Raw genomic sequence first — 17,182 nt, 5'->3', positions numbered from 1 at the left:
CGGGCAAGAGGATCCGGCCTTCGGTGCAGCCGCTGCCAGCATCTCCCTGCCGGGACCTCCCGGCGACTCACAAGAGGGGGAACACCAGATGGGACGAAGGACGCTTCTGCGGGGTCTGACCCTCGCCGTGGCAGCGGTCCTGCCCCTGTACGGGCCCACGGTGGTGCAGGCCGCGGAGTCCGCGGCCACCGCCGCGGTCGCGGTCTGCGGGCATACGAGCGCACAGCCCACGCTGCAGCAGGGATCGACGGGGGACGCGGCTGTCGAGGCGCAGTGCCAGCTCAATCTGGCGACGAAGCCGAGCAAGTACACACCGATCGCGGCGGACGGCTCGTTCGGGCCGGCGTCGGCGGCGCGCGTCAAGGAGTTCCAGCGGTGTGCCGGGCTGGGCGTGGACGGTGTGCTCGGCCCGCAGACCTGGGCGGCGTTGAACACCTGGGCCGCCGGGCCGCGCACCTGCGCGACCCAGGGCACGTCGACCACGGCGCAGACGACCGTGTGCGGCCACACCTCCACGCGGCCGACACTGCAACAGGGCGCGAACGGCACTGAGGTCAAGGAGCTCCAGTGCCGGCTGAACCTGGCCATGGAGCCGCTCCACTATCCGCCGCTGACGATCGACGGCGACTTCGGGGGCGGGACCGAGTCCCGGGTCATCGAGCTCCAGCACTGCGCCAACCTCGGTGCCGACGGCGTCGTGGGTCCCAGCACCTGGGCGAAGCTGGTGGATTGGTCCAGCCGTAACACGTACTGCACGCCACCGCGCCCCGCCGGCTACCCGATCGACGGACTGGATACCGCCAAGTACCAGCACCCCGGCGGCGCGCCGATCGACTGGAAGGCCGTACGCGCCTCGGGTGTCGAGTTCGCGACGGTCAAGGCCACCCGGGGTCTGAACGTCACCGACGAATACCTCGCCACCGACCTCGTGGCCGCCAGGGCGGCGGGACTGGCCGTCGCGCCCTACCACTTCTACACGGGCACGGCGGCCGACACGGGTGCCGCGCAGGCCGACCGGTTCATCGCCGCCGTGCGGGCGACCGGCTACACCGGGAAGCGCGCGGGCGACCTGCCGCCGGTCTTCGACCTGGAACGCATGGACGACGGCAGCGGACGCTGCCCCGCCTACGGCACGGTGAACGACGCCAAGGCCTGGCTCGACAAGGTGGAGGCGGCCTTCGGCCGCACGCCGATCATCTACACCCAGAAGTCCTTCCTGGACGACTGCATGGGTTCGACCACCGCCTTCGCCCGGTATCCGCTCCAACTCGCGGACTACCGCACGTCGATCACCCAGCCGCCGCTGCCGACCGGCTCGACGGCCTGGGCGATGTGGCAGTACACCGACGCCGCGCTCGTCCCGGGCGTCCGGGCACCGGCGACCGGGGACGTGTTCAACGGCACCCAGGCCGACCTGGACCGTCTGGCCAACCGCTGATCCCGGCCGAACCGGCCGGACCAGCCAGACCGGCCGGACCGGCCAGACCAAGGAGAACCCCATGACCACCCGGTTCGCACGCGCGTCCCTCGTCGCGCTGCTCGCCACCCTCGGCTTCACCGCTCCGATGCACGCCTCGGCCGCCACCACCACTGCCACCACGACTGCCACCACCACTGCCGCCGCCACGAGTTGCTACGGCGGAGCGGTCACGGTGCGCTACGGGGACGTGGTCGATTTCGGCCCCTACTGGACCACGAGCCGCTGCCAGGACATCAACATGCGCGTCATCAGCGGTACCGCGGAGTACGTGAACGCCTGCGTGAAGTTCGCGAGGACCGGCACCTGCAACCGCTGGACCAAGGTCGGCCGGAGCTGGACGACCATCGCCACCGACGTCCTGGACGGCACCAAGTTCACGGTGCCCAACGGCATCCCCCTGGAGGGCGACGACGCCGTCGTGCAGCTCGCTTTCTGACCACTCTGCCCCCTCACCGAACGGAGACCACCATGGTCCGGAACAAGGCGCTCGCCTCGGCTCTGCTCACCACGGCCGCGCTGCTGGGAGTGGGCGTCGCGCCCGCCTCCGCGCAGTCCTCGGCCGCCGCGGTCAGCTGCTACGGCGGCGCGAAGACCCTGACGTACCGCTACTCCACGTCCCCCGTGTCGTACGGCACCTACACCACGTCCTCGCGGTGCAACGACATCAACATGCGGCTCATCACGGACGAGCCCGGGGTGTTCCTGTACGCCTGTGCGGTGTTCGTCGACCACACCACCAAGTGCAACCACGACAACACGTACTCCCTCCACGGCACCGAATGGCTGACCGTCGCCACCGACGTGAAGGACGGCACCCACTTCGTTCTGCGGGTGGGCCCCTATGACACCGACGCGCAGAACGTCACCTTCCAGCTCGCCTACTGACCTCTTCCCGTACCAGCGTTCCCCGAAAGGGCGATGATGACTTCCTCCTTCCGTCCCATGAACCGCCGGGCCATGCTGCGTGGCACGTTGGCCGCCGGCGCCGGCGTCGCGTTCGGTCAGCTGCTGTTCTCGGGCGTCGCACAGGCCTATTCGTGGTCGCGCACCCTGAATGAGGGCGCCACCGGCGCCGACGTGACCGAACTGCAGATCAGGGTCGCGGGCTGGGCGGCGGACAGCGCCAGCCAGACCCGGGTCGGCATCGACGGGGACTTCGGCCCCGGTACGGCCGCGGCCGTACGCCGGTTCCAGACGGCGTACGGGCTCACCGCCGACGCCAGCGTCGGACCCAACACCCAGGCGAAGCTCAACGCGCTGGAGCAGTCGGACGGTTCCACGCTCCATTTCAACTGGGCCGAGTTCATGGACCAGGCGGCCGGCAACTTCAACGGCGGCAAGGTGAGCGCGTCGCAGGTGAAGGAGAACGTCCGGCGCTGCATGTACAAGCTGGAGGCGCTGCGCAAGAAGCTGGGCGACAAGCCGATCACGGTCAACTCCGGCTTCCGCAGCATCGCGCACAACGCCGAGATCGGCGGGGCCAGCGACAGCATGCACCTGTACGGCACCGCGGCCGACCTCGACGTGCCCGGCGTGGCCAACAAGACCGTCTACCAGAAGGCGGAGACCTGCGGGTTCTCCGGGCTGGAGAGGTACACCGTCGACCACCAGCACGTCGACAGCAGGGCCGACCTCGGCCGCGCCTGGTGGTGGGAGAGCGGCACGATCTGACGCCGCTTCGGGGGAGCGGAGCTCCGGGCTTCAGCTATTCGGTTTGCCCCTAGCTCTTCGGTTTGCCCTTAGCTCTTCGGTTTGCCCTTCAACGCCGCCTCGCAGGAGGGCCAGTCGTGGAAGTCGTGCCCGGCGCTCCACAGTTGGTGGGCCGCCCTGATGTTCCACACCGGATCGAACGCCATCAGCGGCGTGCCACCGAGTTCCTGCAGGCGGGCGTCGGAGATCTGGAACACGCCCCAGTTGCGACTGCCGTTGGTGTTGGGCAGCACCCACAGCGGGTCGAGGAACGACGCACAGCGGGCGATGGCCACGGCGGCGTCGGGATCCTCGACGAACACCTCACGGATCCGCTTCGCCACCTTGGCCGGCGACCAGGTCGACATGCTCACCTTCTGCGCGTAGAGCGCCTTCCTGGTGGCCTCGTCGACCACGCTGCTGGCAGGCACACCCGCCAGCACCTGGAACGCGGTCAGTCGGCGCAGGGTCTCCGGCCCGAAGTCCCCGTCGACGGCGAGCTTGCCCTGTGCCCGCACCAACAGCCTCTGGACCTCGCGCACGCACTCGTCGTGCTGCCCCATCCTCACCGACTGGCATGCGGAGGAGTACAGCAGCCTGTCGCCGGCCGCGGATGAGGCACCGCCGAGGCTGCCGCCGGGCATCCACACGAAGCCGGCCACCAGCACCACCGCGACCACGGCGGCCAGTATCGCGAAACGGGGGGACAATTTCTCGGGCACCCGGAACCGTCGCGGCTTCCCGGTCTCGTCGGGGGTGATCTCCGACGGGGTGACGTCGTCGGATCCGGGGCTCCCCTGGGCGGACACGGCAGACCCGTCGGGCCCGGGACTCGCCTGCGCGGGCACAGCGGGTTCGTCCGGTTCCAGTTCCGGTTCCGGTTCCAGTTCCGGTTCCAGTTCCGGTTCCGGGTTGCCCTTGGCTGCCGTCTCGGCCGACACATCCCGATCCCGGTCGATGTCCGCGAGCGCCCACAGCCGGTGGAGTTCGCGGAGCTCCTCCGCACTGGCGCCGCACACCTTGGCGAAGGTGTGCACCACCCGGTAGTCCACGGGGACGCTGAGGCCGGAGCAGTACCGATGCAGGCTGGAACCACTGACGCCCGCCTCCTTGCCGAGGCGGTCGTAACCCCGGCGACTGCGGTCCTTCAGCATCCGAAGGTACGCGGCGAACCTTTCGGTATGCGGAGAGGCAACCAAAAGATCCACCCTTGCTCAAGCCTCTACTGACGGGTAGAAGTTACACCCCACGAAAGGAGTGCGTGCGCCCTTTCACTACCGTAATGCGACCATCAACGGCCTTTCTGACGACGCTTTCTGACAAAGGGTCACCGACAGCTGTCAGTCGTTCGCCGCGGCCTTCTTGATCGCTTCGCGGATCCGGGAGTACGTACCGCAGCGGCAGACGTTCTCGATGCGGTCGATGTCGGCGTCGGTCGGGTGGGACGTCTTCTTCAGCAGGGCCGCCGCGGCCATGATCTGGCCCGGCTGGCAGAAGCCGCACTGGGCGACATCACGGTCGATCCACGCCTGTTGCACGGGGTGCAGCCTGTCGCCGTCGGCCAGGCCCTCGATCGTGGTGACCTCGCGGTCCGCGCAGTCCGCGACCGGCACGACACAGGGCTGGATCTCCCCACCGTCGAGATGGCTCGTACAGGCACGGCAGACGCCGACGCCACAGCCGTACTTGGGACCGGTCACGTTCAGCACATCCCGCAGGACCCACAGCAGTGGCATGTCGGACGGGGCCTCGACAGTGACCGGCTTCCCGTTGAGGACGAAGGAGTAGGAGGGCATCGGCACCTTCTCGGGGTCGGGTCAGAGGTTTCAGAAGTTGAGGGGAAAGCGGCGGGGCTTGGAACCCGTCGCACGGGCATAGGCGTTGGCGACGGCGCCGGCCGCGGCCGGGACGCCGAGTTCGCCCGCCCCGCCCGGTTCCCGCCGGGAGGGCATGATGTGCGCCTCGAACCGCAGCGGGGCGTGCCGCTGGCGGGCATAGTGGAAGTCGGCGTAGCTGCTCTCGCGTACGGCGCCCCGGTCGATGTGCAGGCCGGCCTGGAGAACGGTGGAGATGCCGTCGACCGCGGTGCCCATGAGCTGGGCCTGAAGACCACGCGGGTTGACGGCCATTCCGACGTCGGCCGCCATCACCACCTTGGTCACCCGGGGGTTCTTCGGATCGGTGACGTCGATCTCGACCAGGCACGCCACGCACGAGCCGTACTCCTCGTGGACGGCGACACCCTGCGCCTGGCCGGTCGGCAGGGTCCGGCCCCAGTGACCGGCGTCCGCGACCTTGTTGAGCACGGCTTTGACGGCCTTGCTCCTGAGTGTGGTGCGCCGGAAGGCGACCGGGTCCTTGCCCAGGCTCCTCGCGACCTCGTCGACGACGATCTCCTCCGCGGTCCGCATGGTCCCGGAGTCCACCGACCGCCAGGCACCGAGGGGGATCGCCAGTTCGACCGAGCCCGAATTCCCGGACAGAGGGCCGAAGTTGTACAGGCCGCTGTCGCTGGGCAGCGGGCCGGGAGCACGTGCGACGGCCGGGGTCACCCCGCCCTGAGCGGATCCCAGCGCGGATCCCAGCGCGGATCCGAGAGCGGGCCCCAGAGCGGATCCCTGCGCAGACCCCTGAGCGGAAAGACCCTGGCCCTCGTACGACTCGCTCACCGAAGCCATCGCGTGGGCGAACGCCACCACCCTGCCCCGTGCGTGGCTGGCCCGGATGCGGTGGTGGCTGGCCGGGCGCATCCGGCCGTGCCGGATGTCGTCGGCGCGGCTCCACATCAGTTTGACCGGCAGGCGTGCCGCCTTCGAGATGAGGGCCGCCTCGATCGCGGCGTCGTGGTTCAGCCGCCGGCCGAAGGAGCCGCCGCCTCGCACGACATGGACCTTTACCTTCGCCCCGGGCAGCCCGACCGCCGAGGCGATGTCCTCCCGGGCGCCCATCGGCCCCTGGGAGGAGAACCAGATCTCGGCACCGTTCGCACGAACGTCCGCCACCGCGGTCAGCACTTCCATCGGGGCGTGGCTGACGAAGGCGAACTCGAACTCACCCTCCGTCTGCGTCGATCCGCGCGGCGGATTGCCCAGCCGTGGCACGGCGGCCCGCAGCCGCGAGCGGATCGCCGTGTCGGACAGCGCCACCATCGGGCCCGGTGCCCAGGTGATCCGCAGAGCGTCCCTCGCCTTGAAGGCATGGTGGAAGGACTCCGCCACCACGGCGACCCCACCGGCGACCTTGACGACGGCGTGCACGCCCGGCATCGCACGCGCGACCCGGGAGTCGACCGAGACGAGCTTCCCGCCGAGCGTCGGCGGCCGGGCCACCACGGTCGGCTTCGCTCCGGCCACCGCCAGGTCCCCGGCGTACTTGGCCTTGCCGGTGACGATGTCCCGGGCGTCGATCCGGGTCGTCGGCCGCCCGATCACCCGGTGCCGGACCGCCGGCTTGGGTTTGCTCGACACGGCCGGCCGGCGGATCCCGGCGGCGCTCGCGGTCAGCGACCCGAAGGTGGCCGAACGCCCGTCCGGTGCGATCACCTTCGTGTTCCGGGTACGCAGGGACCGCGCGGGGAGGTTCCAGCGCCTGGCCGCCGCGGTCACCAACTTGGCACGCGCCAGGGCGGCCAGCTTCCGGGCCGGACCGTACAGCGACCTCACCGAGCTCGAACCCCCGGTGAACTGGTTGCCCTTGGTACGGGCGTCGGCGAGCGGGATGTCGACGTCGACGAGCCGTGCATCCAGCTCCTCGGCGATCATCATGGCGACCGCGGTGGTGACGCCCTGACCGACCTCGACGCGCGGCAGTCGTACGACAACCTTGTTGGCCGCGGTGACTTCGAGGACCAGCATCTCGTCGTCGGTGCCGGTCACCAGGACGTCGGACGGACGGCGCGGCGCGGCCGCGCCGGGCTCGGCGCCTTCCGCCGGCGCCGCGTCACAGCCGAGCGGCGCGGCGAGGGTCAACGTGGATGCCGCGAGCGAGTAGACCACGAACTTCCGGCGAGACAACTGACGGGCCAACGGACGTTCCTCTCCGAGTATCCCGGTGGTTCGACTCCTGTGCTTCGACTCCTATGAGGGGTCACCGCCCTTCGGGGTTGCGTGCGGGAGCCGAGTTGCCGGATCGCGTGCCGAGGCGAGCCCGGGTGGTGTCGCCCCTCATCTCATCGATGCGGAGCGTCTGTGCGGCAGAAACGTGGGGCCACAGCGCGGTCGCGCTCTACCGAGTCGGTGAATGAAGTCCACGCCGGGAGACTGCGCGACGGGCGGGGCTGACCGTCACGGGCGAGCAGTGAGGCCGAGGGCCGCCCCGGGTCGGCCCCGACGCCGCCGAACCGTACGCGCTTCCGGACCTGCTTCACACCGCCCGGTCGCAGGCCCTCGTGCCGCACACCGCGCCCATCGGCGACGGCATCATGCTGCCCGCCGTGCCCACGCGACTGCCGGCCACCACCCCCTGACGGACGTTGTGCTGCCGGGAGAGCTTGCCATCACGCAGGACTGATCCGATCGAGTGGTGCGAGGCAGCTACTCCCGTCAGGTTCACCCGGTGACCAGGAGGAACGTCGTTACGCTCTCCCCCGATCGCGCCCGGGAGAGACGGAGAACACGCATGAGGTACGCCCTCAGCCGGATGGCCCGCATCGGTGTGTTCGCCGCCTGCCTCGGACTCGTGGCAGCCTGCGGGTCAGGTGATGGCTCCGACGGGGACGAGGCATCCCCTTCCGCGCCCTCTCCCACAGCGACGACAGCGAGCGCCACCGACTCGTCACCGTCACCGCATCCGTCGCCGTCCGACGGCTCTCCTTCCTACGGCGGCGAGCCAGTCCCCCCGCCTGAGCCCGTTCCGTCCAACACAGGACCCACGAACGAGGAGGGCACGGGCGTCACACCCACGCTCACTCCTCCGGAGTGTCCCGGCGGGCCCGATTGCCCAGCGTCCCCCGGAGACGTGGTTCCCCCGCCCGCGCCGGACGGTACGTGAGCACACCGGAGTCTCGCCCCACTCAGTGGCCGAAGCGAACGGGACCGGACCTGACGTCCTCGACCACGCTGATCAATATCGTGGTCGCTCAAGCGTCGTTCATCGCCGCCTTGATGTTCTACGTGGGCGTGATCTACACGAGTGCGTACTACGGTCACTTCCACCTCTCCCCGTTCTCTCTCGGCTTTGGCTTCGCCGAGTTCGTCCTGCAGAGCCTGCACCTGATGACCTTCCCGGTCCTCGTCGGAACCGTCGTGCTACTCATCGTCGTCGCCATCAGCGGGCGCCGACCACGACAGGCGCTACCGGACGGCGTTGTGCGGGGCGCCGCGCACGGCGCATCGATGCTGGCTGACTGCTACCTACTCGTCGTGGCCGCAGGTCTGCTCCTGCTCATCCTCTGGTGGCAATGGCAGTTGCTGCTGCCGTACCGCTGGGCCGGCCCGCTGCTCATCGCGATGGGTCTGCTGCTCGGTGAAGCGCGACACATCGACGCGGATCGCCCCAGAGGACTTCGCGACACAGCTGTGCCGATCTTCGCCGCAGGACTCTTCCTGCTCTGGACTGTCACCCTGGCCGCCGGCCAGCTCGGAGAACGACATGCCACGAACGACGGCCGTGAGGTAGTGACACGGACCGGCCTGGTTGTCTACAGCGCCCACCGGCTCGGCCTCAGCTCTCGACAACCAGGCGCTCCGAAATTTACGGACCTCGGCGAGGATGTCTACCTTCGCTACCGCTACGAAAGACTCCGGCTCATCGTGGCGCGCGAGGGCCGCTACTACGTCGTGCATACCGGTTGGAGGGCGAAAACCGATCATGTCTACGTCCTCCGGGAAGCCGACGACATGCGCATCGAGCTCCAGCCCGGTGTGCGATAGGCCAGGAACCGGCGAGATCTACGGCATGACGGCGCTCAGCAAACTCCAGTGGATGACAGCCCCATGCCCACAGACCAGCACATGGGACAACGAACCGGCCCGGGAACACCGTCGGCACGGCCACGTCGGCAGCGGATTGCGTCCGTTGAGTGAAAGTTGACGCTCCAACACCTCACGAGGAACGTTTCCGCAGGTCAGGCCACGTCTCAAGTGGGGCGGGTGGGACTCGAACCCACGGCCGACGGATTATGAGTCCATTGGGGATCTTGGCGGTCCTTGCCGATCAATGCTGATCCTTGGCGTTTTCGCAGGTCAAACGGGTTGATCAATGTCAGCCCCGCACGGTCCTTGTCGATCCGTTCCTGCCCTTGCGGCCCCTGGATGGCCCCTGAGCATCCTTGAAGGGCACTCAGAAGTTGCAGCAACCGGCGTCCGCCCAGCTCGGCAAGAGGGCCGGAACCTTCGTGCAGCGGATTGCCTTTCCAACGCGCATCAGCCTCGCTTCCTGGCACAGGGGTACAGCCATCCGGCCGCCGGTTCAGGTCCACTTCTCCCAGCGCGGTTTGCGGTCACCCACGCGGTGGCGCGGTGCTCCCACGGATGACGAGCTGAGTGGGAACGACGACGTCGTGGTCGGTCTCTTCGCCGCGCAGGATCTTCAGGAGCATGCGTCCGGCAAGTTCACCTTGCTCCCGGACGGGTTGGCGGACAGTGGTGAGGTCGGTGAGTTCGGCGACGGGGTGGTCGTCGATGCCGATGACGGACATGTCGTCGGGGATGCGCAGGCCGGCGCGTCGGAGCGTGCGGATCGCGCCGAGGGCGACTTCGTCGGAGTGGGCGTAGACGGCGGTGGGGGGTTTGGGCTGGCTGAGGAGTTTGGCCATGGCGTCGGCTCCCTGGGCGCCGCCCCAGTCGACGGTGACGATGAGTCGTTCGTCGACGGGGATGCCTGCGTCGCGCAGGGCGGCGTGGTACGCGTTCGAGCGGCCCGACGGCTGTACCTCGTCCGGCTGGTCGGGGTCGACGGCGGCGATCATGGCGATGCGTCGGTGGCCGAGGAAGAGCAGGTGGTCCATGGCCTGGCGGCCGGCGGTCTCGTCGTCGATGGAGACGTTGGGGTAGGGCGCGTGCTGGCCGCCTGCGGCGATGACGGTGACGCTCATCAGCTCCAGGCGCCGTTGCTCCTCCTCGCCGACGGGGAAGGCCAGGACGACGACCGCGTCGACTTTGCGCCGCGCGGGCAGCCGGTGGAAGAAGTCGTGCCGGTCCTCGATGTCGTCGACGTGGTAGAGCAGCACGTCCAGGTCGGCGGCGCGCAGCACTGACTCCAGCCCCTCCAGGAGGGTCGCGAAGAACCAGCGGGAGATGTGCGGCACCACCACCGCGATCCGGCCGGTGTCGCCTCCGGCCAGGCGGGACGCCTCGGGGGAGACGACATAGGAGAGCTCATCTGCGACCGCGAGGACGCGGCGGCGGGTGGCCTCGGCGACGCCGTTCTCGTTGTTGAGCGCGCGCGAGGCGGTGGCCATCGAAACGCCGGCCGCACGGGCCACGTCCGCCATGTTGATCTTTCGGGAGCTCTGCGGCATGCCGGAAGGCTAACCCACTTTCGGAAACGCTTCCATGTTTCCCGGAAGGGTTTTCAAGGGCTCAACCGGTGCCGAATGCTGCCCCGTCCGTGCATCTGATCGTTTCAGCACGTCACATGCATGTTGCGGTTTCGTTACTTGACAGGGCGGCTTGGCAACCTCAGTCTTTCGGCAACGGAAACGCTTCCGAAACCTTCGCACCTCCTGCGGTCCGGTCCGGAATGCGCACCGACCTCTGTCTGCCGACCGTGAGCGGCAGACGCATGAATGCGAGGAGGCATCATGCCTGAGCAGCACCCCACCTCCCCCGCCAGACCGGGCACCCGCGCCGTTGCCCGTCTGCGCACCCCGCTGGCAGCCATCGCCGCCGCGTCCGCGCTGGTCACACTGGCGGCGTGCAGCGCCCCCGGATCGGACTCGGGCTCCGACTCACCGGCCAACGCGACCCCGACCGCAGTGAACACCGCGGTCGCGGACACCCCGGCGACCCTGACGCTGTTCTCCGCGGCCGGCCTGGAGTCGTACGAGCAGGGCCTCGCGGACGCCTTCCAGGCCGAGTACCCGAAGATCAAGGTCAAGCTGCGCGTCGAGGCGGACAACAACTACAACACGGTCCTGCCGAGGCTCCTCGCTTCCGATTCCACGCCCGACATCGTCCAGCCGTACGACCTCCTCGGCGGCGTCAAGGACAACCTGCTCACCAACCTCGACGCCTACGACAAGGCGTACGGCTGGAGCGAGAAGGTCCCCGCCTCCGCGCTGGCCCCGGGACGGGTGGCAATGGGCGTGATCGGCGGCGGGTCGTTGTATCAGGCGGGCGGCTCGGCCGGGCCCCTGGTCGGCGTCTTCTACAACAAGGAACTGGCGGCCAAGATCGGCGTGAAGACCGTGCCTTCGACCGTCGCCGAGCTCGAAGCGGACCTGGCCAAGGCGAAGAAGGCCGGGATCACCCCGATCGTGGCCTCCAACCAGGACGGTCTGATCGGCCACCTCTACAACCTGCTGCTCGGCGACTACATGGGCGCCCAGAAGCTCAGCGACATCGTCTACCACAAGCCCGGCGCCACCCTGGACACCCCGGCCGCGGTCAAGGCCACCGAGACCCTGCAGAAGTGGATCAAAGCCGGCTACTTCGCCTCCGACGTCAACGCCATCAACCAGGAAGCGTCGTACGGCCAGTTCACCGGCGGCAAGGGCCTGTTCTTCTTCCAGGGCAGCTGGATCACCCAGACCATCGACAAGAACTTCAAGGGCAAGTACGGCGTCTTCCCGATGCCCCCGGCCACCGAGGGCGGCCAGTACGCCGGCATGACCAGCAACACCCTCGCCTTCTCTATCGCAGCCCGCTCCAAGAACAAGGACGCCGCCGCCCTGTTCCTCGACTTCCTCACCACCCCCGAAGCAGCGAAGGTCGCCGTCGCCAACGGGTACGCGGCGCTGACCTCCGGTACGGCCGCCCCGGCCAAGCTGTCCCTGTCCGGCACCCTGACCGAGCAGATCCAGACCGGCTACGCAGCCATCGCCGCCGACAACGGCTTCGACAGCTGGCTGCAGAACTCCGCCCCCGCCGTCGGCACCAAGGTGACCCAGCAGCTCCAGCTCCTGGTCTCCGGCAAGGTCGAGCCGGCCGCGATGGTGAAGACCCTCCAGACCGCCTACGCCGACGCCCTCAAGAGCAGCTGAGCACCATGCCTTCGACCCGACCGACCAGGAAGGGCGCCGCCGCCCGGGGCCGCCGCAGGCTCCGGGCGCACCGGTGGGCCGGCTGGCTCTTCGCCCTCCCCGCCCTCACCTTCTACGGCGTCTTCAACTTTTACCCGGTCCTGCTGTCGATCCAGTACTCCTTCTACGACTGGGACGGCATCGGCGCCTCCACCTGGGTGGGCCTGAAGAACTACACGGCGGTCTTCACCGACTCCGAGCAGTTCACCACCCTGCTCCACGCCTTCTACCTGATCCTCTTCTTCACCGTTCTGCCGGTGACCCTCGCCCTGATCACCGCCTCCGTACTACGCCAGCTCCAGGGCCGCTTCACCGGAGCCCTGGCCCGCACCCTCCTCTTCCTCCCGCAGATCATCCCCGGAGCCGCCGCCGGCGTCGCCTGGACCTGGATGTACTCCGACAACGGCGTGGTCAACCAGCTCCTGCGCGCCGTCGGCCTCGACGACCTCGCCCGCCCCTGGCTCGCCGACTTCACCTGGGCCCTGACTGCCGTCGGCTTCATCGGCACCTGGCTGTCCACCGGGCTGTGCACGATGCTGCTCCTGTCCGGCATCGGAAAGATCGACAACAGCCTGTACGAGGCGGCCCGCATCGACGGCGCCGGACCGGTCCGCCAGTTCCTGGCCGTGACCCTGCCCGGCCTGCGCAACGAGATCGGCGTCTGCGTCACCATCACGATCATCGCCGCGCTCGCCAGCTTCGACGTCGTCTACCTCTCCACCCAGGGCGGCCCCGGAACCCAGACGATGGTCCCGGGAGTCGCCGTCTACAACCTGGCCTTCAACGACGCCCGCCTCGGCGCGGCCTCCGCCCTCGCCGTCGTCCTCGCCCTGATCGTGATCGCCGTCGTCGTACCGCTCCAGCGGCTGTTCCGGGAGAAGTGACCTATGCCCGAACGAACGCAGACCGTACGGACTTTGCGCCGCCGCGCCCCCGGACTCGTACTGATCACAGCAGCCGCGCTCTACTCGGTCGTACCGCTGCTGAGCATGGTCAGCGCGGCCCTCGCACCCCAGGGATCCTTCCCCTCCGGTCTGAGCTGGCCGTCCGACCCGCACTGGCACAACTTCGTCGACGCCTGGAACGTCGCCAACATCACCACGCTGCTGAAGTCCAGCACGCTCATCGTGCTCGGCGTGGTCCCGGTGGCGGTCCTGATTTCCACGATGGCCGCGTACGCGATCGCCGTCCTGGAGATCCCGCTGGGCCGCGTCTTCTACATCGTCCTGGTCATGACGCTGACGCTGCCGTACGAGATCGTGATCGTCCCCCTCTACGAACAGACCAGGGCCATGGGCCTGTTGGGCACCCAGTGGGCGCTGGTCCTCCCCCTCATCGGGATGAACATGCCGTTCGCGGTGTTCTGGATGCGGGCGCACTTCGCCGGCGTACCCCGAGAGCTATCCGAAGCGGCGGGCATGGACGGCGCCGGCCCCTGGCGGGCCCTGCTCCACATCCACCTGCCACTCGCCCGCCCCGCGATCGCCTCGCTGGCGCTGCTGATGTTCCTGTCCACCTGGAACCAGTTCCTGCTCGCCCTGGTGCTGATCGACGACCCCAACAAGCGAACGATGGCCGGCGCCCTCCAGGCGTTCACCACCAAATACAGCACCGACCAAGTCCTGTTGAACGCCGGCGCCCTGCTCATCATGGCCCCCACGATCCTCGTGTTCCTGTTCCTGCAACGCCACTTCGTCAAGGCGCTGCTCCAGGGCTCGGTCAAGGGCTGACACCCCCACCACCTCCAGAACAGTCAGGACCGAGCGTTATGAGCAACCCGACCCCCACGAACGACACCGCGACCTCCGCCGGTGACTCCTGGTGGCGCTCCGCCGCCATCTACCAGGTCTACATACGCAGCTTCGCCGACGGCGACGGCGACGGAACCGGCGACATCGCCGGTCTCCGCTCCCGCCTGCAGTACCTGGCCTACCTCGGCATCGACGCGATCTGGATCAACCCCTGGTACCCGTCCCCGCTGGCCGACGGCGGCTACGACGTCTCCGACTACCGAGGCATCCACCCCACATACGGCACCCTCGACGAGGCCCGGAAGCTGATCACCGAGGCCCACGAGCTGGGCCTGCGGGTGATCCTGGACATCGTCCCCAACCACACCTCCGACCAACACGCCTGGTTCCAGGAGGCATTGGCGGCGGCGCCCGGTTCCCCGGAGCGGGAGCGGTTCATCTTCCGCGACGGCAAGGGCGAGGACGGATCCCTACCCCCCAACGACTGGCACGCCGCCTTCGGCGGCCCCACCTGGACCCGCACCGCCGACGGCCAGTGGTACCTCCACCTCTTCGCCCCCGAACAGCCCGACCTCAACTGGGACAACCCCGAGGTCCGGGCAGAGTTCGAGTCGGTCCTGCGCTTCTGGTTCGACCTGGGCGTCGACGGCTTCCGCATCGACGTCGCCCACGGCATGGTCAAGGACCCGGCCCTACCGGACCAGGGCCTGATGGAGTTCTCGGTCCTGGCGGCGGAAGGCCAGGAGAACCACCCCCACTGGGACCGCGCCGAAATCCACGACATCTTCCGTAACTGGCGTGCGATCGCCGACAGTTACGAGGACCGCCGTGTCTTCGTCGCCGAGGCCCACGTGCGCCCCGGCCGCATGCCCGACTACCTCCGCCCCGACGAACTCCACACCGCCTTCAACTTCGACTTCCTCAAGTGCGCCCTGGAAGCCGACAAGCTGCGTGAGGTCATTGACCGCACCATCACCGACCTCGCCACCGTCGGCGCCCCCGCCACCTGGGTCCTGTCCAACCACGACGAAACCCGCCACGTCACCCGCTACGGCCGCGCCCACACCGGCGTCACCACCCCGATGCGCGACCAGGGCCACCCCAGCGACCTCGCTCTCGGCACCCGCCGTGCCCGAGCGGCGGCCCTGCTGATGTTGGCCCTGCCGGGAAGCGCGTACATCTACCAGGGCGAGGAACTGGGCCTCTACGAGGTCGAAGACCTCCCCGAGTCGGCCCTCCAGGACCCCACCTGGGAACGCTCCGGCCACACGATCCGAGGCCGCGACGGCTGCCGTGTCCCCCTCCCCTGGACCGGCGACACCCCGCCCTTCGGCTTCAGCACCTCCGTGTCCGCCACCCCCTGGCTGCCCCAGCCCGAGGAGTGGAAGTCCTACACCGCCGAAGCCAACCAGGCCGACCGCGCCTCCATGCTCCAGCTCTACCGCTCCGCCCTGCGCCTGCGCCGCACGAACCCCAACCTGCGGGGCGAGGACTTCCGCTGGCTGGACAGCCCGGACGGCACGCTCCTCTTCGAACGAGGCAACGGCCTGCTCTGCGCGGTCAACCTCTCCGACCAGCCGACCCCTCTTCCCGACGCCAGCCCCCTCCTCGCCTCAGGACCACTCAGCAAGGACGGCATGCTTCTGCCCGACACGACGGTCTTGCTGAACCGGGACTGACGGACGGCTACGGGACCATCCCCGCCGGCGTCCTCCTACGCCCCTTCCCGCCCGAATCCACCAGGGCCTGTCCGGTGTTCCTCCCCGCCGACCGGACAGGCCCTGGTCCATCAGCGGGGTGATCGAACGGTCCTTGACATCTGAAGCCGTGTCCGGCGTACCCGCCGGACCGTTTTCAGTTCGGGCCGTTTCAGGGCCGGACCGACACGCACCCTGCCCGGCTTGCTGTGACCAGGTCCAGTGCACAGACACCCCATCGCGCGCCGCCGACTTCCGTCAGGCAAGCCAGCCATCCTGGCGAGCAGCTCACCGGCAAGGCCTTTCAGAACACCCGTGAAGGCACTGACACGGACCTGACAAGGCCGCATGGAAATCAGTAGATATCTGACATCAGTTGGCCCCTGGCTTGGCCCCTGGGACGGCATACACACCTTGAAGGCCGCTGCGCCACCATCGGATCCAAGCGCGGGACACGAAAAAGCCGCAGGTCAGATCGATTCTCTCCGCGTAGCGCGAAGTGGGGCGGGTGGGACTCGAACCCACGGCCGACGGATTATGAGTCCGCTGCTCTAACCGGCTGAGCTACCGCCCCATTACGGCGCGTCGCGCACATTTGTGCGCGCCGTCTGCCGCAGCATAGCCGCTCATACGATCTCCTGCTTCGGATGGTCGACTTCGCCTGCCCTCAAGGACCTCACCTGGGGCGCAGCGGTTCCCGGGGACATGAAAAAGGACCCCAACGGGGTCCTCGTCCAGGTGCTCCAGGTGGCTCTCCCGACTGGACTCGAACCAGTAACCTGCCGGTTAACAGCCGGCTGCTCTGCCAATTGAGCTACGGAAGATCGAAGCTCCCCCGACTGGACTCGAACCAGTAACCTGCCGGTTAACAGCCGGCTGCTCTGCCAATTGAGCTACGGAGGATTGCCTCGTTGCATCGAACGTACCTCCCTGGGTATTCGCCAGAGGGCGTGCGCTCGCTGCGACACATACATTAGCGCAAGCAGGGGGGTGCTCCGCCAATCGGTAACCCGTCTGCGACCTACGCGCCGTAAGGGACCGACTCACAAGAGAAGGGTGGCCGTCATGCGCTACCGGCTCACGTTCGTCGCCGGACTGGCCCTGGGTTACGTGCTGGGCACACGTGCCGGGCGCGAGCGCTACGAGCAGTTGAGGAAGACCGCCCAGCAGGTCGCTCAGAACCCCGCGGTGCGCAACACCGCCGAGTCCGCGGCCCAGCAGGGGCGTGAGTTCGCCGGCAAGGCGTACCACGTGGTGAGCGAGAAGGTCGGTGACCGGGTCCCGGACTCGGTGGCCGAAAGGGTCCGTCACCTGCGTGAGCGCAACACGAACGGCACGCGAACCGATGACGACTGGGGCACCGGCAATACGTAACCGGTACGGC

Annotated in this window: 14 protein-coding genes and 3 tRNA genes; 10 read left to right on the top strand and 7 right to left on the bottom strand. The window is 68.5% G+C overall.

Annotated features, from left to right (window positions below; translation table 11 throughout):
- Positions 1 to 88 precede the first annotated feature (88 nt).
- The 4 genes from OHA11_RS32325 to OHA11_RS48425 all read left to right on the top strand — a co-directional run bounded on the left by OHA11_RS32325 (position 89) and on the right by OHA11_RS48425 (position 3,151).
- Positions 89 to 1,438, top strand: a complete 1,350-nt coding sequence (locus OHA11_RS32325) for a GH25 family lysozyme (RefSeq protein ID WP_266502403.1) — start codon at positions 89 to 91, stop codon at positions 1,436 to 1,438.
- 61 nt (positions 1,439 to 1,499) lie between these two features.
- Complete coding sequence (locus OHA11_RS32320; protein WP_266502401.1) at positions 1,500 to 1,916, top strand: hypothetical protein; 417 nt, start codon at positions 1,500 to 1,502, stop codon at positions 1,914 to 1,916.
- A 32-nt stretch (positions 1,917 to 1,948) separates the two neighbouring features.
- Entirely contained in the window at positions 1,949 to 2,365 is a 417-nt protein-coding gene (locus OHA11_RS32315; RefSeq protein WP_266502399.1) for a hypothetical protein, read from the top strand.
- Between the two features lie 57 nt (positions 2,366 to 2,422).
- The gene (locus OHA11_RS48425; protein WP_323186717.1) at positions 2,423 to 3,151 is read left to right on the top strand and encodes a D-Ala-D-Ala carboxypeptidase family metallohydrolase; all 729 of its coding nucleotides are present in this window, start codon (positions 2,423 to 2,425) and stop codon (positions 3,149 to 3,151) included.
- Between the two features lie 68 nt (positions 3,152 to 3,219).
- On the opposite strand, the gene OHA11_RS32300 is transcribed toward OHA11_RS48425, so the two are convergent.
- The 3 genes from OHA11_RS32300 to OHA11_RS32290 all read right to left on the bottom strand — a co-directional run bounded on the left by OHA11_RS32300 (position 3,220) and on the right by OHA11_RS32290 (position 7,164).
- Positions 3,220 to 4,377, bottom strand: a complete 1,158-nt coding sequence (locus OHA11_RS32300) for a helix-turn-helix domain-containing protein (protein ID WP_266502397.1) — start codon at positions 4,375 to 4,377, stop codon at positions 3,220 to 3,222.
- 132 nt (positions 4,378 to 4,509) lie between these two features.
- Positions 4,510 to 4,965, bottom strand: coding sequence for a (2Fe-2S)-binding protein (locus OHA11_RS32295; RefSeq protein ID WP_266502395.1), 456 nt, complete (start codon positions 4,963 to 4,965; stop codon positions 4,510 to 4,512).
- A gap of 30 nt (positions 4,966 to 4,995) precedes the next feature.
- Positions 4,996 to 7,164 carry a xanthine dehydrogenase family protein molybdopterin-binding subunit gene (locus OHA11_RS32290; protein ID WP_266507611.1) on the bottom strand — a complete coding sequence of 723 codons (2,169 nt, stop codon included), beginning with the start codon at positions 7,162 to 7,164 and terminating at the stop codon, positions 4,996 to 4,998.
- Between the two features lie 990 nt (positions 7,165 to 8,154).
- Here OHA11_RS32290 and OHA11_RS32285 point away from each other — a divergent pair.
- On the top strand, positions 8,155 to 9,039 hold the full coding sequence (locus tag OHA11_RS32285) for a hypothetical protein (RefSeq protein ID WP_266502393.1): 885 nt from the start codon (positions 8,155 to 8,157) through the stop codon (positions 9,037 to 9,039).
- A gap of 569 nt (positions 9,040 to 9,608) precedes the next feature.
- On the opposite strand, the gene OHA11_RS32280 is transcribed toward OHA11_RS32285, so the two are convergent.
- Positions 9,609 to 10,628, bottom strand: coding sequence for a LacI family DNA-binding transcriptional regulator (locus OHA11_RS32280; RefSeq protein ID WP_266502391.1), 1,020 nt, complete (start codon positions 10,626 to 10,628; stop codon positions 9,609 to 9,611).
- Between the two features lie 282 nt (positions 10,629 to 10,910).
- Between OHA11_RS32280 and OHA11_RS32275 the strand changes: the two genes are divergently transcribed.
- Genes OHA11_RS32275 through OHA11_RS32260 form a run of 4 tightly spaced genes read left to right on the top strand, consistent with a single transcriptional unit; the run spans position 10,911 to position 15,780 of the window.
- On the top strand, positions 10,911 to 12,311 hold the full coding sequence (locus OHA11_RS32275; protein WP_266502389.1) for an ABC transporter substrate-binding protein: 1,401 nt from the start codon (positions 10,911 to 10,913) through the stop codon (positions 12,309 to 12,311).
- Positions 12,312 to 12,316: 5 nt separating this feature from the next.
- On the top strand, positions 12,317 to 13,234 hold the full coding sequence (locus OHA11_RS32270) for a carbohydrate ABC transporter permease (protein ID WP_266502387.1): 918 nt from the start codon (positions 12,317 to 12,319) through the stop codon (positions 13,232 to 13,234).
- 3 nt (positions 13,235 to 13,237) lie between these two features.
- Positions 13,238 to 14,080 (top strand): carbohydrate ABC transporter permease, encoded by an 843-nt coding sequence (locus OHA11_RS32265; RefSeq protein WP_266502386.1) that lies wholly within the window; start codon positions 13,238 to 13,240, stop codon positions 14,078 to 14,080.
- Positions 14,081 to 14,118: 38 nt separating this feature from the next.
- Positions 14,119 to 15,780, top strand: coding sequence for a glycoside hydrolase family 13 protein (locus tag OHA11_RS32260; RefSeq protein WP_266502384.1), 1,662 nt, complete (start codon positions 14,119 to 14,121; stop codon positions 15,778 to 15,780).
- Between the two features lie 518 nt (positions 15,781 to 16,298).
- Here OHA11_RS32260 and OHA11_RS32255 read toward each other — a convergent pair.
- From OHA11_RS32255 to OHA11_RS32245, 3 genes are all read right to left on the bottom strand, one after another.
- Positions 16,299 to 16,372, bottom strand: a tRNA-Ile gene (locus tag OHA11_RS32255).
- 174 nt (positions 16,373 to 16,546) lie between these two features.
- Positions 16,547 to 16,622 (bottom strand) — tRNA-Asn (locus OHA11_RS32250).
- A gap of 6 nt (positions 16,623 to 16,628) precedes the next feature.
- Positions 16,629 to 16,701 (bottom strand) — tRNA-Asn (locus tag OHA11_RS32245).
- A 162-nt stretch (positions 16,702 to 16,863) separates the two neighbouring features.
- Between OHA11_RS32245 and OHA11_RS32240 the strand changes: the two genes are divergently transcribed.
- Positions 16,864 to 17,172 (top strand): YtxH domain-containing protein, encoded by a 309-nt coding sequence (locus OHA11_RS32240; RefSeq protein ID WP_266502382.1) that lies wholly within the window; start codon positions 16,864 to 16,866, stop codon positions 17,170 to 17,172.
- Positions 17,173 to 17,182 lie beyond the last annotated feature (10 nt).

Origin of the sequence: Streptomyces sp. NBC_00878 (genome assembly GCF_026341515.1) — a bacterium.
Lineage (GTDB): Bacteria > Actinomycetota > Actinomycetes > Streptomycetales > Streptomycetaceae > Streptomyces.
The sequence above is the reverse complement of the archived record's forward strand: the minus strand, read 5'-3'. Positions and strand labels throughout refer to the sequence as shown.